Here is a 22,897-nt window from a genome sequence, read left to right on the forward strand (position 1 = left end):
GGATTGGTAAAGGGACGTCAGTTCTAATTTCAATCCCAAACAGCCTCAATCCTGATTACCTTCCTATGTCCTATTGGGTAATCAGGTTTTTTCATGTAAAGAAAGCCTTACCAATTCCAGTTATCCGTTTTATCTAAAAGCTGATCAATGTCAAATGTATCAAGATGGAATGGAACTGATTCTTCTGCAATTTCTTCAGTAGCTAGCAATAACTGGTCGATATCAATAACGGCCAAAACAGTCCTCTCCTTTTTTAATCGTCTTTACCCTCATTTAAAATACATTAAACAGTACGTTCAAAAGATATTTTATTAGAGGGTAGCCGTTTAATTTTTCTATATTCGACAATTAATCCATGTGAACGGAATTCTCTTTTTCGGATTCTTCCGGTGAAAGTGTATGTATCAATTTAACCAGCTTATAAAATGTACCGCTGCAAATGGTTACACCTGGCAAATTATGAAAAATCGATTTTTTATTAATATGATAGTTGTCTTTCTCCGGTGAATACACAACAATTTTCTTGTTCAATGATAATGCATATCCAAGTTCGGAAAGGTTCCCCTTTCCTGCTGTTAGGAAGATTAGCATAAAGTCCGCTTCCTCAATTCCCTTTTTTTCGTATTCGCCAATGCCATCCGCAAGTTGGTTTTCTTCTTCAATGATTTGTAAATTCCAATCATTTACACATGCAAACCCTTTTGACGTCAATTTTTTAATCAATGACCTAACTTGCTTCATGTTTTTTTCGTCTGATGCCATATAATATTTCACGGATACACCTCCAAAATCTAAGACTATTGATACTTTTTACCTATGTTACCTATACTATACATATTCGTTATAAAGAACGCAATATCCTTTCCCCAAAAATAAAAAAATAATTTATTACCCAAAATAAATACCATCATCGTGTTTAGTAATGATGGTCATATCGATTGAAGATAGTCATGCATGTGTATCCTACCTCCCGATCCTTCCTCTATAGATTCCAATATGGTGAGATCCCACTATTGCTTCGTTTTTTTACATTGATCCCCTTTTCATCATCCAGAAACCAAAATAAAAACCCTGTCCTTTACCAGGCAAGGTTTTCATTTTTCGTATGTGATATTTTCGATTTCGATTCGAAAGGGGGCTGACTCACATATATTAATTCCCCTATCAAGGTTCACCTTTTCCATTTCACTTGCATCCGGTATCGTTTTTTTATCGTGAATGAAATGTTCGACCATCGTTTCCAATAGTTCTTGAGCACAAGCTAAGGCATCTATCCGATTCCTGCCGCTAACTGAAGATACAAATCCCTCTTGCCTGAAATCCGGAAAACAAACTTGAACAGAGAAAGAATCAAGAATCAACGGATGTTTTTCATAATAGAATACGGCTGGATACTCAAAGATTTGAATGGTCAAATTATCATCCCTTCTTGAATATTTAGAAATATAAGTTAATTATAACATGAAATTCATGTAAAATGAGGTTTATCTTAGCTTTTCTATGTTTGTCAAGTTATTTTTTGTTATTAATAGGTCGTAATGTCCGTATTTACGGCAAAATAAAAAAACACGAAGAATATTAATATCGCGACAACATTCAAAATGATTCCTACTATGCTGCATACTTTTCCTGCTGTCACTAAACCATTCCCCGATTCCCCAGTAAGTTTCATTTCTGCTTTGCTCTTTGACGCAAATATTAGTCCTAGTACACCCAATATGATTCCGATGAAAGGAATCAGCAAGGACAGTACCCCCATAATCAGCGTGACAATCGCTTTACTATTGCTCCGTTTCATTTCATCCATATTTACCCACCTGCTTTCTTATTTTATATATACGGCCACTGAAAGGAAAAGATTCAATTTTTATGCTTTCGATTGGTTATATAAAATCCATCCGCAGTTCTTATCTTTGGAAAATAGTAACCCCTGGGAAATGGAATAATAGCCCTTTCCCAGCGCCTTCCATTTAACTATCAGTTATTAATCCCCATAATATTCCCAAAAAGTTCCCGAATGTAACCATTCACACAACCATTGCCTCCCCTGAATCAGACCAATAAAGACTGAAGGCTAAAATGGCTTTATCCGACTGTTTTATTTTAGTGGATTAGATCGGTGCATTCGAAACTCCTGCAGGAAGGCTGTTGAAGTACCCCCCTCGCCGAGGAGGATCCCGGAACACCCGTGCCTGCAGTGGACTGGAATGGATGGAGAGCTCCTGCTGGCAGAGCGAGGAGCTTCAACATCCAATTGACGGTTTTTCAAACAAAATACTGAAGACAAACTCGATTTCTATCGAGTCTCAGTTTGTAGACAAAAGGGGTTCGGAATTAAAAAATTCCGAACCTCTTTTGAAATTCCTTTGAAATTTTAACCAAAGGTTACGAGATTTGGGCTCTTCGAGCCGCTATGTTAAGCCGTTTTAGGACCTTGCCATGTCCAAGTGGCCATCTTCTTTACATTCATGGCAGCGAAAGTAAGCATCGCCTGCATCGACAATTTTTTAAGTCCCCTTAAAGTAGTCCAACGCATACCATGCTTTTCTTTTGCATCTGCGAATACACGCTCAATCGTTTCTTTGCGTTTCGCATATATAGGTTTTACCTCTTGATGATGACGCAGATGATCTGCTTCTTCCACATATGCTTGCCAGATATGCCGTGTCACTACTTTTTGATGGTCTTTGCTTTCCGTACACCGTGATAAAAATGAGCATGTTGCACAAATTTGTTTGGGCGATTTGTACTCGCGATAGCCCTCTTTATTTGTTGTTGAGTACTTTAAAGTTTCTCCCGAAGGGCAAAGGTAACAATCAAAGTGTTCATCGTAAACATAGTCATGTTTGCGAAAGAATCCTTCTTTTGTACGAGGACGTGTATAGGGTAAAGCAGGTGTGATTTCTTTGTTAAATAGGTAGCTTGTAATCGCTGGTGTTTTATAAGCTGCATCTGCGGCAACTGCTTCTGGTTTTCCAACTTTCTCAATCACTTGCTCAACAAGTGGCTCCAAAATATGACTGTCATGTGTATTACCAGGTGTTACAATCGTTCCCAATACAAAACCGTTGCCGTCTGCGGCCGCATGGAATGAATAGGCAAACTGTTTTGTTCGTTCATCTTTCACATAGTAGCCACTCTCAGGATCCGTAGTACTTTCTTTAATTGCTTTGGTTTCTTCCTTATCAAATTTATCTGGTGGAAAAGGCTTCTTTCCGTGGTTTTCACGATCTTGATTGATTTCTTCTTGAAGACGTCCTTGATACGCTCGTGTTTCTTTACGAACGATTTTCTTTTCAAATTTCCGTTTATTCGCACTGGCTTTCACATGTGTGGAATCCACGAAAACGTGTTCTACACTTATTAACTTTTTATTAGCAGCTGTCATTAAAATGCGACAGAAAATCTGTTCAAACAGGTCTGTATCTTTAAAGCGTCGCTCATAATTTTTTCCGAACGTAGAGAAATGAGGCACTTTATCATGGAAACCATAGCCTAAGAACCAACGATAAGCCATATTGGTTTCAACTTCTTCAATCGTTTTACGCATGGAACGAATACCGAAGGTATATTGAATGAAAGTCAGTTTAACTAAAATAACTGGATCAATACTTGGGCGTCCTACCTCTGAGTACATATCTTTCACCAAGTCATAAATGAAAGTGAAGTCAATGGCAGCCTCCATTTTACGAACCAAATGGTTCGGTGGCACCAGTTGATCTAAAGTAATCATTTCAAGTTGATCTCGCTGAATAGAATCATGTTTAGAAAGCATCCTCATCACCTCAAGTTTTAATCCTTCAATTTTAAAACAAAAATGACTCCAGTCAAAAGTGTTCTATCTAAAAGGTAAGACAAAGTTGATTGGAACGGGTGTTCGAGACTCCTGCGGGAAAAGCGCGTCTAGGGGAGACCCCGCAGGCAAAGCCGAGGAGGCTCCCCGACCGCCCGCGGAAAGCGAGTGCCTGGAGTGGAAATCAACGTCTAAATTGTACAGGCCATAAAAATAGACAAACTCGATTTCTATCGAGTCTGTCTTCAGTATGAAACCACCTATATTCATAAAAAATGTCATATGTTTAAGTTCGTTTCACTTCAAGTCTTTGCGCCACCAAAGACAGACTATAGTTAACGACGAAATACATAAGTGCAACCAGGATCAAAATCGGTATTAAATATTTTTGACTTTGTCCGTAGATGATCTGCCCATGATGGGTCAGCTCTGGCAATGAAATGACGACCGCTAATGAGGTGTCTTTCAACAGAGAAATGAATTGACTGACTATAGGAGGAACCATGCGACGCAGCGCCTGGGGCAAAATGATATGTATCAATGCCTGTGTATAGCTTAAGCCTGATGATCGAGCCGCCTCCATCTGACCTTTATCAATGGATTTCAATCCGCTTCTGATTACTTCGGAAAGCATGGCCGACTCAAAAATCGTCAAGGCCACGATGGCTGCAGGAATGATTTCCAGTTTAATGCGTATCTCTGGCAGTGCAAAATAAGTAAAGAAGATGATCAATAATAACGGTAAATTACGGACCGTTTCGACGATTAGAGCTAATATTTGCGATAAGACCGGCACTTTCGCGTAACGGATTATTCCCACAATACCGCCAATGATGAAGCTTAGAATGATTGATATAAAAGCTACCTTAAGCGTTACCCAAAATCCCTCTAATAAAAATGCTAGATTATCCGGTGAATAGGCACCTGCAAAATCCATACCTTATACCTCCCTCAATTACTCTTAGCTAGACGTTTTTCTAAATAACCAACGCCCAGACTTAAAGGAATGGTAAGAATCAAATAAAACGCGGCAACAAAAATGTAGACATCGAACACGACAAAAGTCCGCGAAGAAATCAAATCTCCATGGTACATGAGGTCAAGTCCGGCAACTACGGCTAAAATGGAAGAATTTTTCACGAGATTGATAAATTGATTCCCCAGAGGCGGGATGACTATTTTGACAGCCTGCGGCAAAATGACGAGCCTCATTGCTTGTCCATAGGTCAATCCTGATGAGCGGGCAGCTTCCATTTGTCCTTTTGGCACGGAAAGTATTCCTGCCCGGATGGCCTCGGCTATGAAGGATGAAGTATAAATGGTTAAGGCTAACGTTCCTGCATATAGACCGCTAAGTTTAAGGCCGAGAAAAAAGAAAAATGTAATGATCAATAACGGTATGTTCCGAATGAACTCGACATAGGCGGTTCCAAGCCAATTCAGGGGCTTAATCGGGGCAATCCGCATGATGGCAACAAGTACTCCAAGAATCAAACTCGCAACTAATGCAATCAAACTTGAAAGTATCGTATTTTTAAAGCCTAATAAATACATATCCAGATTCTCTGTTAAAATGGAGAAATCAAGCACGGCATTCACTCCTTTAACTAGTAAGGATGAGCAATTAGCTCATCCCCACAGAAAAAAATGTTCAAATGTTGGTCAAGACCTTTACCTTTTACATTATTTTTAAAATTGTATTAGTGTTTAATCCATTTATCATGAATTTCGTCGTACTTGCCTGAATCTTTAAGCGCTTTAAGTGCTTTATTCAATTCGGCAACAAAATCCGCATTTCCTTTTTTGACAGCAATTCCATAAGGCTCGTCTGTAAATGTACCGCCAACAAGCTCATAATTCGGATCTTCATCCGCCATACCATAAAGGATGGAATCATCCGTGGTCAACGCATCACCTTGCCCGGATTTCAGCGCCGCAAACGCTTCGGAGTAGTTTTCGAATTCAAGCACTTGAGCGTCAGGTGCTTTTTCACGGATATTTATGGAAGAAGTTGATCCTTTTACTGCCAATACCTTTTTGCCTTTTAAACTATCGATGCCCTTGATGTCGCTTCCTTTCTTAACTAGCAAAGATTGTCCGGCATCAAAATAGACATCCGTGAAGTCCACTTCTTTTTTACGATCTTCCGTAATCGTCATGGTGGCTACAATTGCATCGATATCGCCATTATTCAATAAAGCCATCCGTGTTTTGGAAGTCACCTCTTTAAATTTCACTTTGTTCTCATCACCAAGAATTTCAGCAGCAAGCGCTTTGGCGATATCAATATCAAAGCCTTCTACATCGCCAGTACTAGGATTTTTCAGCCCGAATAATCTTGTATCATTTTTGACCCCAAACACAATTTCATCTTTATCCTTCACCTGTGCCAGTACATCTTTGTCCTTGTTCCCGCCTTCTTTGCCTTTGTCAGAATCCTTGCCGGAACTGCATCCAGCCAATAAAATGACAGCCATTAACGACAGCAAAGATAATTTCATCCATTTCTTTTTCTTCAACATGTAAATCACCCCTGTTTTCTAATTTAATGATTTAATATACGGCTAAGGAATAAACGAGCCCTCTCTTCACGAGGATTGGCGTAAAACTCAGCCGGTGTTGCCTCTTCCAGAATCTTGCCTTCGTCCATGAATACGATTCGATCCGCCACTTCACGGGCAAATCCCATTTCGTGGGTGACCACCACCATCGTCATCCCTTCATGGGCAAGGGCTTTCATAACATCCAAAACCTCGCCGATCATTTCCGGATCCAAAGCTGAGGTTGGTTCATCAAACAGCATGATTTCAGGCCCCATCGCCAATCCTCTGGCAATGGCGACCCGTTGCTGCTGTCCGCCTGAAAGCTGGGAAGGAAATGAATTCGCTTTATCTCCTATCCCCACTTTCTCCAAATATTTAAGTGCAATCTTTTTCGCCTCCGATTCGGATTGTCCCAAAACCTTCCTGGGGGCAAGCATGATATTTTCAAGCACCGTTTTATGTGGATACAAGTGAAAATGCTGGAAAACCATACCGATATTCCGGCGCAGTTTGTTTATGTCCGTTTTTCTGTCCGCTACATTTAACCCATTTATGGAAAGTGAACCGCCAGAAATCGTTTCCAGGCGATTGATGCAGCGCAGCAATGTGCTTTTACCTGAGCCGGACGGACCGATGACCACGACCACTTCCCCTTTATTGATTGTTAGATTAATCTCCTTCAGCACCTGAAAATCACCAAAATACTTATTCACATCATCAAAAACAATCATAATAAGCCTCCCTGCGACGAATGTAATATTTATAATAATCAGAATCGTTTATGTATCCGCTAGCATCCTCGCTTATATCATTCCTGCAATCATCAGCATTTCCTGCCCGGAAAAAACCCTTCCCTATTATTTCCCATCACAACTCTAGCAATACTTAAACCTAGCTAATTTATTGTTATTTTAATCTAGTAATTATAATAATATATTCAATATTCACAATTTTATTATATCTAATATTGCTTAAAATTACCATATAAACTTTAATTTGTTAAAAATGATATTATATTTCATGATACTATTGCCATATTCCATAAAACATGCATATGTAACAGCATTTTCAGGGGATTTATTTCCCGTAAGCCTATAAGAGCTTTAAAGAACAAAAAGAAGACAGCCTTAACTGTCTTTCAGACTGTAGACAAATGTGGCCGTTGGTTTCCTCTCCAGGCACTCGCTTTCCGCGGGCGGTCCGGGAGCCTCCTCGGCTTACAGCCTCCGGTGTCTCCCGTGACTCGCACTTCCCGCAGGAGTCTCGTACTTTCCGTTCCAACCAACTTTGTTTTACCTTTTGTTAGAACACGTTTGCCTAGAGTCATTTTTGTTTTAAAATAGAAATATTAAAACTTGAGGTGATGAGGATGCTTTCTAAACATATTCTATTCAGCGAGATCAACTTGAAATGATTACGTTAGATCAACTGGTGCCACCTAACCATTTGGTCGTAAAATAGAGGCTGCCGTGGACTTCACTTTCATTAATGACTTGGTGAAAGATATGTATTCAGAGGTAGGACGCTCAAGTATTGATCCCGTTATATTCTTGAAACTGACTTTCATTCAATATACCTTCGGCATTCGTTCCATGCGTAAAACGATTGTAGAAGTTGAAAACAATATGGCTTATCGTTGGTTTTTAGGCTATGGCTTCCATGATAAAAGCCCCATTTCTCTACGTTCGGGAAAAATTATGAGCGACGCTTTAAAGATACAGACCTGTTTGAACAGATTTTCTATCGCATTTTAATGACAGCTGCTAATAAAAAGCTAATACATGCTGAACAGGTTTTCGTGGATTCCACACATGTGAAAGCCAGTGCGAATAAACGGAAATTTGAAAAGAAAATCGTTCGTAAAGAAACACGAGCGTATCAAGGACGCCTTCAAGAAGAAATCAATCAAAATCGTGAAAACCATGAAAAAAGCCTTTTCCGCCAGATAAATTTGATAAAGAAGAGACCATAGAGATTAAAGAAAGTACAACGGATTCTGAGAGTGGCTACTATGTAAAAGATGAACGAACAAAACAGTTTGCCTATTCATCCCACGTGGCCGCAGACCGCAACGGTTTTGTATTGGGAACGATTGTAACACCTGGAAATACACATGACAGTCAGATCTTAGAGCCACTAGTTTAACAAGTGATTGAGAAAGTTGGAAAACCGGAAGCCGTTGCCGCAGATGCCGCTTATAAAACACCTGCGATTACAAGCTACCTATTTAACAAAGAAATCATCCCGGCTTTACCCTATACACGTCCTCGCACAAAAAAAGGATTCTTCGGCAAACAGGACTATGTATACGATGAACATTTTGATGGTTACCTTTGCCCAATGAGCACGCTATTAACGTACTCAACAACAAATCAAGAGGGCTATCGAGAGTACAAATCCCCAAAACACATTTGTGCATCATGCTCATTTTTATCTCGGTGTACAGAAAGCAAAGACTGTCAAAAAGTGGTGCCACGGCATATCCGGCAAACACATGTGGAAGAAGCAGATCATCTGCGTCATCATCAAGTTGTAAAGCCTATATATGCGAAGCGTAAAGAAACGATTGAGCGTGTATACGCAGACGCAAAAGAAAAGCATGGGATGCGTTGGACTACTTTAAGGGGACTTAAAAAATTGTCGATGCAGGCGATGCTTACTTTCGCTGCCATGAATGTAAAGAAGATGGTCAATTGGACATGGCAAGTTCCAAAAATGGCCTAACACAGTGGGCTCGTAGAGCCCCAATCTTTTAACTATAGGAGGAAATTCCAAGGCAATTTCAAAAGGGGCTCGGAATTTTTTAATTCCGAACCCCTTTTGTCTACAAACTGAAAGACAGCCTTGGCTGTCTTTTTCATTTCTTGATGGCATCTTCGAAAGGAGCTGAAAAAAGGCCTCTTGGAGCCAGCATATCCGTTTCCGATTCACGACTTCCCCCTGCTACCGTATATGGACCTGCAGGAAAAAAATCAAACAGAGCACTTTCCTTATGCAGGATCAGGAAATACTCGTATAAATCATCCATCAATTCTTGATATTCTTCCGGCTTTATGCATTCACCGTATTCATCAAATTCAAAGTTTTCATTAATTGCATCTTGAAGTTCATCATGGTTGGAAGAAGCGATATAAAGATCCACATCTCCACATTCCATACATAAAAGAAGTTTATCCTTTTGAGCCTCTTCAAAGGATTTTCTGACGATTCCCATTAAAATAGCTTCAATCTTTGCCGGATTAGATAGTTTAATTTTTGTTTGAAGCAAAGAAACCCCTCCCCATTTAAATACAAAGCATTTGAAAAGTATATACCAGCCCGGAACATTTAAAAAGCAATATCTCTGAGGTACAACAATTCTATGACAATCTCACATTCCATCCACTTCTCGTGAAGAAAATATCGCTTCATGATAAGCGGGAAACGCAGCTCTCCTAATCTGATAAAATGCGAAGCTATTATAATACAAAGAAAAAGATGATCGGAAGCGTGATCAAGCTTAATGACGTACTTATGAACGTAGCGCTCGATACGAATTCAGGCTCAGTATTGAATTGGAGTGCATACATTGTCGTATTGGCCGCCGTCGGCATCGCAGCCACGATGATCATGATATGCCTGACCATATCATCAACCGGCAGTGCAAGTGAAATCAGGAAAGCGATTACTGGTGAAACGGCAAGTTTAAGAAGAAGCGAAACAGATAGCTTCCGGTATGCCATTTTTTTCAATGATATGTTGGCAAGCTGCATTCCAAGTGTAACCATGATGGTCGGGATGGCCGCATCGGCAACTAGGTTTACCGCTTCCATAACCGAATTGCTTAATGGGATATTCGCCACTTGAAAAGCGGCACCTGCCATTGCCCCATATACGATCGGCATCTTGCACACCGCTTTAAGCGCGGTTTGGACCCCATTTCCCTCAGGGCTTCCCTTCGCCGCGAAATAAATCCCGATCGTGCACATGACTAATTGCTGACCCACCATAAGGATGATGGCATAATCGAGCCCTATTGCCCCGAATAAAAGGAAAATCACTGGAGTTCCGTAATTCCCATTATTCATGAAGGCAGACGCCAAAATCATGCCGCTCGTTTCAGTTACCGTATAATTCCGAAAAAAAGCAATGATATAGACCACCAATATGAGCGAAAGGCAAAGTACAATCGTGAATAAGAACAGATAAATATAATCAATCGTAAATTTTGCAGTATAAAATGTTCGAAATATCAGGAATGGTGACATTAAATATAATGCCATCGTGGAAATCGATTTTGTATCGAGATTAAACTTTTTCTGACCTATGAACCCTAAAACAAAAATTCCAAAAATCGGTAATAAAACGCCTAAAAACCCCATACATTTCACCTTCATCATATTATTAATTTTAATCTAACCATATCAGTTTTATATTTATTTGTAAAAATTCATTCAGCGGATTTAAATTCAATGTCACATATCTTAACATATGTGGGTTTTTTAATTGTTTTTAGAAATTAAATTCCATTTATATCTAAATATGGTATATTACTTATTATATTCACGTAATAAAATATACCATCAAAACTTATTAGTTTATTACTGATTAAGGGGTGTTTTAAATGGATGTAAAATTCATGGAGATGGCTGTGCGACTTGCGCATGAAAATGTATTGGCTAAGAATGGCGGACCTTTTGGCGCCATTATCGTAAAAAATGGGATCGTTATCGGAAGAGGCTGCAATAATGTGACAACAGCAAACGATCCAACCGCTCACGCCGAAGTGCAGGCAATCCGTGATGCATGCAGAAACCTCAATTCCTTCCAGCTGACCGATTGTGACATATACACAAGCTGTGAACCTTGTCCGATGTGCATCGGTGCCATTTATTGGGCACGGCCAAGAGCGATCTATTTTGCTAGTACCAAGGAAGATGCTGCACATATCGGTTTTGATGACCACTTCATTTACCAAGAACTCTCCATTCCAATCGAAAACCGTGCCATTAAGATGGAACGATTGTCTTATAACGGCCATGATTTGCCATTCCGGGCTTGGGACATCAACAGTGAAAGAGTGAACTATTAATCGGCAAGATAGGGGATTGAAAAATCCTTCAGCGATCTCGCTATAGGTCCAACTCCTGCAGACTGCATCATTAAAAACGGGAAAATCGTAAATGGGTTCTTCGCGCGGCATCGGGTGATATGAAGGATATCCACAATCAGTCGAGCCGGGCAAATGGTCCATTCCTCTTTCTTTTATGGTCACTTGCACAATCCTGATTGGTCCGCCCTTCTGACCTTTAACGGGATTAGGACTTGTTTTCCATTTCCCGGTTCAGTCATTTCCCCGTTGAAGCCACAATGCCACTTGGATAAGCTGGAATGCCCCCCCCCTGATTGAGAGGGGGGCGAATAAAAAAGGTTGCACCATTACACGAACCCTGTAAAGGATATTGGGTTGCATCTATGGTAAAATAAAAAGTAAAACTATAAAACTCTTGGAGGGATCTAGATGGTGAAACATGATCAAAAGATTATCGGGTATATCGGCACGTACACAAAGGGCGACAGCAAAGGCATTTACCGCTTTACATTAGATACAGCAGAAGGGAAACTCAGCACACCTGTTCTTGCAGCCGAACTAACCGATCCGACTTATGTTACGATCAGCGAGGACAAAAAGAATTTATACGCCATCTTAAAAGAAGCGGGAAGCGGCGGGGTCTCTGCCTATTCCATAAATGAAGAATCAGGAGAATTGACGTACCTTGGCAAACAGCTGACACCTAATGGTTCTTCCTGTCATATTAGTGTCGACAGCAAAAAAGAGGTTTTGATCACTTCCAATTATGGAGACGGCCTGATTGAAAGCTATCAGCTCCAGACCGATGCGACTCCAAAACCTGTATCTTCCACCATTCGTCATGAAGGCCGCGGACCGAATGAAGAGCGCCAGGAAAAGGCACATACTCACTTCGCTGGTTTCACGCCGGATGAACGTTTCGTTGCGGTAGTCGATCTTGGTATCGATAAAGTGATAACGTATGAAATACATAATGGTATTCCGGAAGAAGTAAGCAGCCTATCAGTCTCTCCCGGCAGCGGACCTAGGCACTTGACGTTCCACCCTAATGGAAAGTTCGCGTATGTGATGGCAGAGCTTGTACCCGAAGTCATCGTTTTAAGCTTCGATGAGCAAACCGGGCGTTTTTCTGAAATACAAACGGTTCGGAGCACGCCAGACGATTTCAAGGAAAATAACCAAGGAAGCGCAATTCATATTTCTGATGACGGACGGTTCGTATATGCCGCAAACCGCGGACATGATAGCATAGCCGTTTATGAAATCGCTCAAGAAACCGGTCAGCTATCCTTTGTCGAACTCGTTTCTACGGAAGGGCATTGGCCTCGTGATTTTTCATTGGACCCTAGCGGAAGATTTTTGATTGCCTCCAATGAACAATCTGGAAACCTGACCCTATTTTCCAGGAATGAAAATACCGGAACATTAACACTGTTGCAAAAAGATATCGAAGTTCCCTTTCCGGTTTGCGTAAAATTCCTTTAATTCTATCAACTAAAAAAGGAAGGAAGCTGCTGTGCCAGCTTCCTTCCTTTTTATTACCTGTCTTTACAACCACTTCTCCGCCATTTCGGGAAAATCTATGAATGGGTTTCGATTACCCTGGATTTCCTGAATAGCTTGGTTTCTATGTTTTTCATACGTACTGACCGGAAATAGCCGATGCCATTCCAGCAGAAGAGCCATGTTCACGTTGCTGCTATTGATGATTCCCTCATATCTGATAGAAAAATACATGGTTGCCCTTGCTACAATTCCTTTGCCGTATTCAGGTTCGAACTTCCCTTCTTCCGATTTGCCGCAACCCGCTTTAATACCAGCAGCTCCCACTTCCGGGACATAATCCTCAAAATCATGGTAGGGAAAGTTGCCTCGGCTGCTGTTACAGCCTGGTTCACAAGCAAACAGATGATGCAAATCCCCCCGCATCGGTTCTTTTTTATTGAACCACGATTGGGGTACAACATGTTCACAATTGACGAGCATGTTCTCAAGTTTTTCGGATTGGCTAGACAACACTTCCAGTATACGGATATCTTCCTCGATGGCTTTAATGGGATCCATGCCTTTTCCGGAATACAGACTCTTCAACTTTCCATTTTCCTGTAAATCCACCCAAGGGTAAACATGTCGATGCGGTGAGTAGTTCAGCTGGTCTTTATGGGTAACTGCCAGTAGATTCTTCAGTCCATCCCTGCTTAAGGAATCTTCTTGATAGTACGCTTTCTTCAGTTCCTGATCTTTGTTTTCGTCGTAGTATTCTCGATTTTCACTGAATTCCACAAGGGTAGCCATAGCCATTTCTCGTTCCTGCTCTAGTACTTCAAAACTATTCTTCATCCACTCATCCCTCCCAATTCTATTAAAAACCATATTTTCCGTAAATTAAGTTTAATTGATTTAATTGGATAAAAAAAGGTGCTTTAGAAGGGTCTAACGCAGGATTTCAATGAAATGGGTAAGGATTTTCGCTGTCAATCCCCAGATGACGCGATCCTTATATAAGTAAAAATACTCTTCCATCTGTTTTGGCTGCCATTGATAATTTTCCCCGCCCACAATTAAATCATGGGGGAAGTTTTCATGCGGTTCAATTTTGTATTGGACATGATAAATCTCCGGCGGCTTTTCCATAAAAAACGAAAGCGGGACAGTGAAAATGGTTTCAACCTCAGCTGGATTAGGCGTGATCTGCTGAAGGTTACGGACAAAGCCTGCAAACGGATAAACGATCATTCCAAAGGGGGATACCAAATAATCGATCGGAAACACATGCGAGATATCATCCTTACCCAATCCAAGCTCCTCATTCGTTTCCCTAAGGGCTGCCGCCAGCTCATTACAGTCAGACTTGTCTATTTTTCCGCCCGGAAAGCAGATATCCCCCGGCTGCCTCCTTAATTTGTGCGAACGCTCTTCAAAGAGAACGTGCATTCCATCTTCGTTTTCTATTAACGGCACCAATACCGCATACTTTGAAAAATTTCCGCTCCCCAAAATTTCAGGGCTATGTCCCATCAGTTTTTTTGTTATGTCTTCACTTTTCATCTCCCACACCTCTATTTATAGATAATATGAATGATATAAAATCGATGCATATGCAAACGATCCTTATCCCTCCATTTTCAAACATCCGTGAAAACTAAGCAAGGAAAACGATTCCAATTCCAAGTATCATTTTGTACAAGGAAAAGCTTCAAGTGTGATGGAAGGTTTTAAAGGGCAGAGAAAAATAGGCTTCCGCTCATATGATTCCGAGTAAAGGTTCTCGATATGGGCAAAGAAAAAAGCACCGTCACATGTTTTACGGTGCCAAAACAGATTCTCTTGTTTTATAATTCAGCTAAAGTGCTCTTTACTGTCGTCACGATGAAGGAGAAATCTTCATCTGTAATACTAAGTGGCGGAGCAAGTGTGAGGATATTATTGAAGCCCGCGACCGTATCGCCATTTTTGCCGATGATCAGTCCCTTTTCCTTACAGGACGCTATCGCTTTATTGATTTTGGAAAGCTCAATTGGTTTTTTTGTCTGTTTATCTTCGACAAGCTCGATGCCTACCAACAATCCTTTACCACGTACATCCCCAACATTCGGATGTGATTTGATTTCTTCAAACTCTTGCAGGAAGCGAAGCCCCAACTCTTTTGAACGTTCTATTAGTTTCTCATCTTCATATATTTCCATATTCTTCAGGGCAAGCGCACAGGATGCTGGATTGCCGCCAAAGGTATTCACATGGCGCAAGCGATCATAATCATCCGAACCGACATACCCTTCATAAATTTCCCGTTTTACGGCTGTAGCCGATAAAGGCAGGTAAGCGCTGGTAATCCCCTTTGCCATCGTTACGATGTCCGGTTTTACATCATAGTTCATGAATCCGAATTTCTTTCCCGTTCGGCCAAACCCGCAAATGACCTCATCGGAAATAAGCAGTACGCCATTTTTCTCACAGATTTCCGCGACACGCTTCATATATCCTTCAGGCGGCATGAGAATTCCGCCACCGGTGATGATCGGCTCCATGATCACCGCTGCCACAGTCTCGCTTAACTCCCATGTAATCGTACGCTCAATTTCCGCCGCACTTTTTTCGCCGCTCTCGTCCTCTGAATTTCGATAGGAATCAGGCGGCGACACATGAAGGAAGCCGGATGCAAGCGGTTCATACTTATACTTCCGCTGTGCCTGCCCCGTTGCGGCCAAGGCTCCCATTGTATTGCCGTGATATCCGCGGTAACGGGAGATGAATTTATAACGGCCATGATCACCTTTTTGCTGGTGGTACTGCCGCGCTATTTTAAAGGCGATTTCATTCGCTTCCGAACCACTGTTGGAAAAGAAAATGACATAATCCCCGCCAAGCCAATCATTCAATTTCTCAGCTAGCTTGATGGCCGGGATGTGACTATTCGTTAAAGGGGCATAAGGAAGTTCCTTCAGCTGCTCATAAGCTGCTTCAGCCAGCTCCGTTCGTCCATAACCAACATTGACACACCATAATCCGGACATCCCATCCAGATAACGATTTCCATCCACATCCGTGATCCAGGCTCCTTGCCCCTTTTGAATCACCATTGTCCCTGGGTTCGGTTCGGCCCCTTTCATATGATGCCAAACGTATTTTCCATCCTTCGTCTTATAATCCTGACCTTGTTTTTCAACCTGCATAAGATACACCCCTCCAGAATGATGTATAAAGCAGGGTCGAACACAAATTGTGTCGACCCCATGAACCGTATCAGTATCTCGCCGTCAACATTTTCTTCCTTGTGTAAAATTCCACACCATCCCTTCCATTGGCATGAAGGTCTCCGTAAAAAGAACTTTTATATCCAGAGAAAGGAAAGAATGCCATCGGGGCTGGCACCCCTAGGTTCACACCAAGCATCCCTGCATCAATCTCTTCGCGGAATTCCCGGATGGCGCTGGCGCTATCCGTATAAATGCAGGCTCCATTGGCAAACTCAGATTGATTGGTCAACTCAATCGCTTCTTCCAGGGAATTGACCCGTACGATGGATAAGACAGGCGCAAAAATTTCATCCTTCCATATCTTCATGTCCGTTTTCACATGATCGAATAATGTCGGGCCAACATAATAGCCATTCTCCTGATCACCTTCATTCCTGCCATCACGAAGGAGAGTCGCCCCTTCTTTTTCCCCGCTCTCGATATATTGTTCTGTTCTCTTTTTATGCGTATCACGAATCACCGGACCTAGGAATACGTCCTTATCCATCCCATTTCCAATTTTGATATCATCCGCCGCAGCCTTTAATCTCTCGACGAGCTCGTCTCCCACCTCTCCTATGGCAACGACGACCGAAGCTGCCATGCAGCGTTCACCAGCTGACCCGAAAGCTGCATTGGTGATGTTCGCCACCGCATTATCCAGGTTCGCATCAGGCATGACGATCGAATGGTTTTTCGCTCCCGATAAAGCCTGGACACGTTTTTTATTGGCAGCTGCCGTTTTGTAAACGTATTCAGCAACAGGCTGGGATCCAACGAAAGATACCGCTTTTATATCATCATGCTCCAAAATTCCATTCACGACGTCGTGGGCACCGTGGACAATATTGACCACTCCATCAGGAACGCCTGCTTCCGTCAATAATTCGACAAGGCGGTTCGCCAAGAGCGGAGTCCGTTCTGAAGGTTTTAAAATGAACGTATTTCCACAAGCAATCGCAAGCGGGAACATCCAGCACGGAACCATCATCGGGAAATTAAAGGGAGTGATTCCGGCAACGACTCCGATTGGGTAGCGGTACATGCCGGATTCAATTCCAGGGGAAATATCAGGCAGCTGGCTCCCCATCATCAAGGTTGGCGCACCTGCTGCGAATTCCACGCATTCTATTCCGCGTTGAACCTCCCCATAGGCTTCCGTATAGCTTTTTCCATTTTCAATCGTGACGAGTTTGGCAAGCTCATCCCAGTGTTCGATCAACAATTGCTGGTAACGGAACAAGTAGCGTGCCCTTTTTGGCACTGCAACCCTTTTCCATTCTTTGTACGCCTCATTTGCAGCTTGCACCGCTACATGGAGATCGTCCTTAGTGGAAAGCGGTACGATTGCCAAAGCTTCCCCTGTCGCTGGATTGGGCACTTCTTCATGCTTCGATGTAGTGGATTCCACCCATTTGCCACCGATATAATTCTTCAACGTTTCAACTTTTTTGATCACTTCCATTGAGATACCCTCCAATTCAAATCGATTTGATAGTTTAATTATATTTTTCAATCCGCTCTTTTACATTAGACGTTTTGTATATTTTCGCCTTCGATATTTGCACATAGTGTTCGTTTGTGTCATTCCAACTTAATACCAATTTTTCAACTAACCGTCTTTTTTTTCGCAAGAAGATCATTTAATGATGGCATACAACTTAAGGTCGACATGCTCCCCTTTCACAAACATCCCTTTTCTTATGATTCCTTCAAATGACATGCCTGCCTTTTGCATGACTCGTTCCGAACCCGTATTTTCAACAAAGCAGCGTGCTTGAATCCGTACCAGATTCATATTTTCGAAGCCAAAGGCCACGATTTTTTCGACAGCCTCCGTCATCAGGCCCTTCCCCCAATATTCCGGCGCCAGCACATATCCTATTTCTGCATGATGATGATTGACCTGCCAGGAAACATAGTCGATGGTACCGATCAACTTACCACTTTCCTTGTACTGGATTCCCCACGGAGCAATGTGGCTGTCCTCATAATTTTGCAGGATAAGCTGGATGTAATCCTTTGTAGCACTTAAGGAGCCGTGTGCGTCCCAAGTGACGAAACGGGAAACCTCCCGATTGGATGCATAAGCGAACATGTCTTCGGCATCCTTCATGGTTACCTTCCTCATGATTAGACGTTTTGATTCGATGACAGGCAGGTTTCCGTATATATCCTTTACATTCATGTTCATCCCCACTTTCATTATTTTGTATGAATAAAGCCATCCTAACACGTTTCCTAATTGAAATATAAACAAAACTTACGTATAATTCAGAAAAATGGCAAAGGAGAATGGATATGTCCAAAAGAAAACTCATTATCAGTCGAAACTTGAATGAGCCTTTATTGGAAAAAGTTAAAGAACTTGTCCCCGATTGGCAGGTGATCACTGGTCGATCACCTGCCATATGGAAGGATCATCTAACGGATACCGAAGTGATCGCCGGCTGGAAATCTTCCATGTCTTCAAGCATCGAAGGAAGTGATATGAAATGGATACAGACGTGGAGTGCCGGAGTGAACAGCCTGCCCCTGGAAAGGTTGGAACAAAAAAATGTCCAAATAACGACGGCAAACGGTGTCCATGCCTATCCTATATCTGAAACCATCTTTGGGTTCATGCTTACCTTGACAAGAAAATTAGATACATATAAGAAGCAACAGCTAGAAAAGTCTTGGCAACCCGCCAAAATGCATCTGGAAATCCACGAAAAGACCATCGGAATCATCGGTGTTGGTAAAATCGGCAAGGAAACCGCCAAAATTGCCAAGGCTTTTGGCATGACCGTATTGGGATTGCGCCACTCCGGGAAATCCGAGCACGATGTCGATGAGATGTTTACCCAGGAACAATTGCCTGATTTACTTCCTAGATGCGATTATATTGTCGTGACTCTCCCTTTGACGGCAGAGACAGAGAATATGTTCGGCCATAAAGAATTCCAGCTTATGAAGCCTTCCGCTTTTTTCATTAATATAGGCAGAGGAAAGCTCGTTATCCAGCAAGAATTGATTCAAGCTCTTTTGGAGAAGCAAATTGCAGGAGCAGGCCTTGACGTATTCGAAACAGAACCGCTTCCAGAAACCAATCCTTTGTGGGATATGGATAATGTCATCATCACTCCGCATACATCGGGGGACACTGAGCTGTACGACCAACGGCTGATCCAGGATATCTTCATTCCTAATTTAAAGGAATATCTTACCGGCAGAGCACCTTCGACCAATTTACTTGATTACAAAAAAGGCTATTGATAATCTTTCGGCATTTGGGCACCATAAATAATCTTGCTTTGTTCACTTGCAGATTCCGACATAATCTGTTATATTTAAGAAGAATTATTTTTGTTCGGGAAGATTGATAAGTGAAAAACTTTTCGTCTAATGATTGAGCAAGGGTAGTAACACAATGTGTGGATTCACACTAGGAGGCAACAACAATGGAACAAGGTAAAGTAAAATGGTTTAACGCAGAAAAAGGATTTGGCTTCATCGAACGCGAAAATGGAGACGATGTATTCGTACATTTCTCAGCTATCCAAAGCGAAGGATTCAAATCATTAGACGAAGGTCAAGAAGTTACTTTTGAAGTTGAGCAAGGTCAACGTGGACCTCAAGCTACTAACGTTCAAAAAGCGTAATTTTTAATACAATATATAACAGACTCTACTTGTAGGGTCTGTTTTTTTTTATTTCCAAAAAAGGCAAACATAAAAAATCCCTATTCACTTGGAATAGGGAAACATGAAACAAGTTTGGTAAATGGTAAACACAGTATACCACACTAAGAATGGAAACCCTAATTTATCCGAAAAGTAAAAATTATCACGCACTTCACCATTTCTCATTTCTTGTCCGATTCATACGTTCGATCCGTGCTCCAAGGATAAAAAGGAGGCATATCTGTGCTGCTTTTCATTTTGAAATCTGCACTTCTTTTCTCCAAAAATGCTTCAATCCCTTCTTGGGCATCCGCTTGTTTTCCTGTCCAATGAAGCATCTTCGATTCTATTTTATGTGATTCGACAGGATGGTTCGCTCCGAGCATCGTCCACATCAGCTGCCGGGATAGAGTCACGGAAACGGAAGATGTGTTCTGGGCAATGTCTGATGCGATTTCCATTGCCGCAGCCATCAATTCGTCTGGTCCGACAATTTTATTCACCAGCCTGCCCTCATACGCTTCGTTGGCTGATATCATCCTGCCGGTATAAATCCATTCCGAAGCTTTCCCCATGCCGACAAGTCTAGGTAGAAACCATCCGCTGCATGCCTCCATCGTAATCCCTCTGCGAGCGAATACAAAGCCCATTTTCGCCTCCGTTGAAGCTATCCTGATATCCATCGGCAATGTCATGGTTATCCCTACCCCAACCGCCGCGCCATTAATGGCCGCGATGATCGGTTTCTTCAGTTCAAAAATCCGCAATGCCAAAACCCCTCCTGCGTCACGGTATTCAACCAAAGGGGTGTGGTCCATGAAGGTTTCAGCCCCCTTCTCCAAATCCATTCCAGCACAGTAGGAAGCACCAGAACCCGTTACAATGACGGCACGTACGTCATCATTAGCGTCTGCTTCATCAAAAGCGAGAATCATTTCCGCACACATCTTTTCATTGAAAGCATTCATTCTCTCAGGACGATTTAAGGTGACGATCATGACATGATCGATGATTTCACTGGTAATCGTAGAATACACCATCATTCATTCCCTTCCTCTCTCACACATTGAAGCATTCAACAGATATTTCTTTATATTTACATATAATTACATATTATATGTTTTATATTCATATTCCCAGTTATTTATTTTTATAAACGGATAAATATTCCTTTATGCACCATTTGCTACCGATACTAAACTAAAAGGGTTTCGGAAAAACATCCCGAAACCCATTTACTATTCCCTTTAAATCCCGTCTGAGCGATGAATAACAACCGTCTCCCACCCATCATAATCTCCATCGTATGTTTCCGAAAGCTCTACCAACATATCGGTTACTTCATTTATCGAAGCAATGTTAACAGAATCAATTCTCGAAATCGAAAGCAAATACCTCCCGTCTTCTTCCACTTCAACCGATTGGTCAGCCAGGGAAAAATCATGTTTTTTAATCGCTTGGACAAACTGCTTCAGCATTTTCATATTTTTAAAATATAGCCAATGCTTAACTTCCCGAGGTGGCTCCAGTTCATCACCAGATTTCATCAAATTTTCAAAAACGGCAAAATTCCCCATATGGTTGCACTGGTAAATATCAGGGTATAAAAGGCATGATAGAATTCCCAATCCCCCTCCTCTTCTATATGGAAGATTTCGAATTCATAACCCTTGGATTTAATACAACGATCAGCAGCCTCCATTAATTCTCTTATTTCTTCTTGTATCCCTTAACCCGTCTGACGTAACCCTGCCAACTTTAACGGCATGTTCAGAATCCACGAATTGATCAAAATCCTCCTCCATTTCATACAATAGATCTGCCTCTCCCCCTAGCGGAAATCCTTCTTCATTAGGATTCTTGATTTCGACTCGGACAGCAATGGCATGTTGGTATACCTCTCTATCAATTTACCTTTCCCCGCGAGTGATCTAGTGGTGGATACTTCATTGTGAAGCTGGTTTCCAAGGGAATCTTTGCGCTTAAATATATGACATAATTTTCAAATCACTCTTTTCCTATCCATACAATATCATTTGCCCGCTAAAAAAAGACCAGTTGCAAAGGGCAACTGGTTTTTAGGTTTACCAATATAAATGACACGCAACGAAATGCCCTGGCTTTTGTTCTTTCCATTCAGGAACGGCACTGGAACATATCTCCATCGCTTTAGGGCAGCGAGTCCGGAATACACAGCCGCTTGGCGGATTGATCGGACTTGGTACATCGCCTTTAAGGACGATTCGTTCCCGCTTAATGGTCGGATCTGGGATCGGCACCGCTGAAAGCAGTGCTTGTGTGTATGGATGCAGTGGATCCTTCGTTAACGATTCACTATCCGCCAGTTCCATCATTCGGCCGAGATACATGACCAAGATGCGATCTGAAATATACTTGACCATCGATAAATCATGCGCGATGAATAAATAAGTCAAACCCATTTCTTTTTGCAGTTCTTTCAATAAATTGACGACTTGAGCTTGAATGGAAACGTCAAGGGCCGAAATCGGTTCATCACAAACGATGAATTTAGGATTTAAAGCCAATGCCCTTGCAATCCCAATCCGCTGCCGCTGCCCGCCACTGAATTCATGCGGAAAACGAGTGATGTGCTCCGGGCTTAGGCCAACCAGCTTTAACAGATCTTCCACGCGTTTTCTTCTCTCTTTGCCCTTGGATATCCCATGGATGGCAAGCGGTTCGCCAATTAGTTCTTCTACCTTCATCCTTGGATTCAAGGAAGCGTATGGATCTTGGAAGATCATTTGGATTTCACGGCGGATATGTGACATTTCCCCCTGTTTATAATCGAAGATATTTTTCCCCTGAAAAAGGACTTCTCCATCTGTAGGTTCATAAAGACGAGTAATCGTCCGACCAGCCGTCGATTTCCCGCACCCGCTTTCGCCTACAAGTCCGACAGTTTCCCCAGGATAAATCTTGAGATCCAAACCATCCACCGCTTTCAGCGTCTGAGAACCGACTGAAAAATGCTTTTTCAGATTCTTTATTTCAACAAGAGGAGAATTTTCGTTGACTGTTTTTTCTTTTACCGACTTATTTTTTAGTGAAACCATTGGTTCTCCTCC

24 protein-coding genes and 1 pseudogene are annotated in these 22,897 nt (G+C 41.9%); 5 read left to right on the top strand and 20 right to left on the bottom strand.

What is annotated here, in order from left to right; all coding sequences use genetic code 11:
* Positions 1 to 107: 107 nt before the first annotated feature.
* From MHI53_RS12750 to MHI53_RS12790, 9 genes are all read right to left on the bottom strand, one after another.
* Positions 108 to 236, bottom strand: coding sequence for a hypothetical protein (locus tag MHI53_RS12750; RefSeq protein WP_260320224.1), 129 nt, complete (start codon positions 234 to 236; stop codon positions 108 to 110).
* A 112-nt stretch (positions 237 to 348) separates the two neighbouring features.
* Positions 349 to 774: a nucleoside 2-deoxyribosyltransferase gene (locus MHI53_RS12755; protein WP_061142946.1), complete on the bottom strand. Its 426-nt coding sequence runs from the start codon at positions 772 to 774 to the stop codon at positions 349 to 351.
* Between the two features lie 320 nt (positions 775 to 1,094).
* The gene (locus MHI53_RS12760) at positions 1,095 to 1,415 is read right to left on the bottom strand and encodes a hypothetical protein (RefSeq protein ID WP_061142947.1); all 321 of its coding nucleotides are present in this window, start codon (positions 1,413 to 1,415) and stop codon (positions 1,095 to 1,097) included.
* Between the two features lie 110 nt (positions 1,416 to 1,525).
* Complete coding sequence (locus MHI53_RS12765; protein ID WP_061142948.1) at positions 1,526 to 1,807, bottom strand: DUF4190 domain-containing protein; 282 nt, start codon at positions 1,805 to 1,807, stop codon at positions 1,526 to 1,528.
* Between the two features lie 609 nt (positions 1,808 to 2,416).
* Entirely contained in the window at positions 2,417 to 3,775 is a 1,359-nt protein-coding gene (locus tag MHI53_RS12770; RefSeq protein ID WP_340371447.1) for an IS1182 family transposase, read from the bottom strand.
* 304 nt (positions 3,776 to 4,079) lie between these two features.
* On the bottom strand, positions 4,080 to 4,730 hold the full coding sequence (locus MHI53_RS12775; protein WP_100531769.1) for an amino acid ABC transporter permease: 651 nt from the start codon (positions 4,728 to 4,730) through the stop codon (positions 4,080 to 4,082).
* Between the two features lie 14 nt (positions 4,731 to 4,744).
* Positions 4,745 to 5,383: an amino acid ABC transporter permease gene (locus MHI53_RS12780; protein WP_061140235.1), complete on the bottom strand. Its 639-nt coding sequence runs from the start codon at positions 5,381 to 5,383 to the stop codon at positions 4,745 to 4,747.
* Positions 5,384 to 5,493: 110 nt separating this feature from the next.
* The gene (locus tag MHI53_RS12785; protein ID WP_061140236.1) at positions 5,494 to 6,315 is read right to left on the bottom strand and encodes a transporter substrate-binding domain-containing protein; all 822 of its coding nucleotides are present in this window, start codon (positions 6,313 to 6,315) and stop codon (positions 5,494 to 5,496) included.
* A 23-nt stretch (positions 6,316 to 6,338) separates the two neighbouring features.
* Positions 6,339 to 7,067, bottom strand: coding sequence for an amino acid ABC transporter ATP-binding protein (locus tag MHI53_RS12790; RefSeq protein ID WP_061140237.1), 729 nt, complete (start codon positions 7,065 to 7,067; stop codon positions 6,339 to 6,341).
* 679 nt (positions 7,068 to 7,746) lie between these two features.
* Here MHI53_RS12790 and MHI53_RS12795 point away from each other — a divergent pair.
* A pseudogene (locus tag MHI53_RS12795) lies at positions 7,747 to 9,060 on the top strand (IS1182 family transposase).
* 133 nt (positions 9,061 to 9,193) lie between these two features.
* On the opposite strand, the gene MHI53_RS12800 reads toward MHI53_RS12795, so the two are convergent.
* Positions 9,194 to 9,604 (bottom strand): hypothetical protein, encoded by a 411-nt coding sequence (locus MHI53_RS12800; RefSeq protein ID WP_061140238.1) that lies wholly within the window; start codon positions 9,602 to 9,604, stop codon positions 9,194 to 9,196.
* A gap of 190 nt (positions 9,605 to 9,794) precedes the next feature.
* On the bottom strand, positions 9,795 to 10,697 hold the full coding sequence (locus tag MHI53_RS12805) for an AEC family transporter (protein WP_061140239.1): 903 nt from the start codon (positions 10,695 to 10,697) through the stop codon (positions 9,795 to 9,797).
* Between the two features lie 242 nt (positions 10,698 to 10,939).
* Here MHI53_RS12805 and MHI53_RS12810 point away from each other — a divergent pair, with 242 nt between their 5' ends.
* Positions 10,940 to 11,407, top strand: a complete 468-nt coding sequence (locus MHI53_RS12810; protein ID WP_061140240.1) for a nucleoside deaminase — start codon at positions 10,940 to 10,942, stop codon at positions 11,405 to 11,407.
* 429 nt (positions 11,408 to 11,836) lie between these two features.
* A complete protein-coding gene (locus tag MHI53_RS12815) occupies positions 11,837 to 12,892 on the top strand; it encodes a lactonase family protein (RefSeq protein WP_340371448.1) in 1,056 nt (351 codons plus the stop codon).
* Between the two features lie 63 nt (positions 12,893 to 12,955).
* Here MHI53_RS12815 and MHI53_RS12820 read toward each other — a convergent pair whose 3' ends face one another.
* From MHI53_RS12820 to MHI53_RS12840, 5 genes are all read right to left on the bottom strand, one after another.
* Complete coding sequence (locus MHI53_RS12820) at positions 12,956 to 13,747, bottom strand: endonuclease (RefSeq protein WP_061140242.1); 792 nt, start codon at positions 13,745 to 13,747, stop codon at positions 12,956 to 12,958.
* A gap of 93 nt (positions 13,748 to 13,840) precedes the next feature.
* Entirely contained in the window at positions 13,841 to 14,455 is a 615-nt protein-coding gene (locus MHI53_RS12825) for a CoA pyrophosphatase (RefSeq protein WP_340371449.1), read from the bottom strand.
* Between the two features lie 284 nt (positions 14,456 to 14,739).
* Positions 14,740 to 16,080 (bottom strand): aspartate aminotransferase family protein, encoded by a 1,341-nt coding sequence (locus tag MHI53_RS12830; RefSeq protein ID WP_340371450.1) that lies wholly within the window; start codon positions 16,078 to 16,080, stop codon positions 14,740 to 14,742.
* A 70-nt stretch (positions 16,081 to 16,150) separates the two neighbouring features.
* A complete protein-coding gene (locus MHI53_RS12835; RefSeq protein WP_061140245.1) occupies positions 16,151 to 17,608 on the bottom strand; it encodes a CoA-acylating methylmalonate-semialdehyde dehydrogenase in 1,458 nt (485 codons plus the stop codon).
* Positions 17,609 to 17,782: 174 nt separating this feature from the next.
* Positions 17,783 to 18,331 carry a GNAT family protein gene (locus MHI53_RS12840; protein WP_061140246.1) on the bottom strand — a complete coding sequence of 183 codons (549 nt, stop codon included), beginning with the start codon at positions 18,329 to 18,331 and terminating at the stop codon, positions 17,783 to 17,785.
* Positions 18,332 to 18,444: 113 nt separating this feature from the next.
* Here MHI53_RS12840 and MHI53_RS12845 point away from each other — a divergent pair, with 113 nt between their 5' ends.
* Both MHI53_RS12845 and MHI53_RS12850 read left to right on the top strand, forming a co-directional pair.
* Positions 18,445 to 19,401 (top strand): D-2-hydroxyacid dehydrogenase, encoded by a 957-nt coding sequence (locus MHI53_RS12845; protein ID WP_340371451.1) that lies wholly within the window; start codon positions 18,445 to 18,447, stop codon positions 19,399 to 19,401.
* 185 nt (positions 19,402 to 19,586) lie between these two features.
* A complete protein-coding gene (locus tag MHI53_RS12850; RefSeq protein ID WP_029714163.1) occupies positions 19,587 to 19,787 on the top strand; it encodes a cold-shock protein in 201 nt (66 codons plus the stop codon).
* 203 nt (positions 19,788 to 19,990) lie between these two features.
* Here MHI53_RS12850 and MHI53_RS12855 read toward each other — a convergent pair whose 3' ends face one another.
* The 4 genes from MHI53_RS12855 to MHI53_RS12870 all read right to left on the bottom strand — a co-directional run bounded on the left by MHI53_RS12855 (position 19,991) and on the right by MHI53_RS12870 (position 22,885).
* The gene (locus MHI53_RS12855; protein ID WP_340371452.1) at positions 19,991 to 20,851 is read right to left on the bottom strand and encodes a crotonase/enoyl-CoA hydratase family protein; all 861 of its coding nucleotides are present in this window, start codon (positions 20,849 to 20,851) and stop codon (positions 19,991 to 19,993) included.
* 204 nt (positions 20,852 to 21,055) lie between these two features.
* Entirely contained in the window at positions 21,056 to 21,436 is a 381-nt protein-coding gene (locus MHI53_RS12860) for a ribonuclease E inhibitor RraB (RefSeq protein WP_340371453.1), read from the bottom strand.
* Between the two features lie 60 nt (positions 21,437 to 21,496).
* Complete coding sequence (locus MHI53_RS12865; protein ID WP_340373683.1) at positions 21,497 to 21,718, bottom strand: DUF695 domain-containing protein; 222 nt, start codon at positions 21,716 to 21,718, stop codon at positions 21,497 to 21,499.
* Between the two features lie 174 nt (positions 21,719 to 21,892).
* Complete coding sequence (locus MHI53_RS12870; protein WP_061140249.1) at positions 21,893 to 22,885, bottom strand: dipeptide ABC transporter ATP-binding protein; 993 nt, start codon at positions 22,883 to 22,885, stop codon at positions 21,893 to 21,895.
* Positions 22,886 to 22,897: the final 12 nt, after the last annotated feature.

Origin of the sequence: Peribacillus sp. FSL E2-0218 (genome assembly GCF_037992945.1) — a bacterium.
Taxonomy (GTDB): domain Bacteria; phylum Bacillota; class Bacilli; order Bacillales; family DSM-1321; genus Peribacillus; species Peribacillus simplex_B.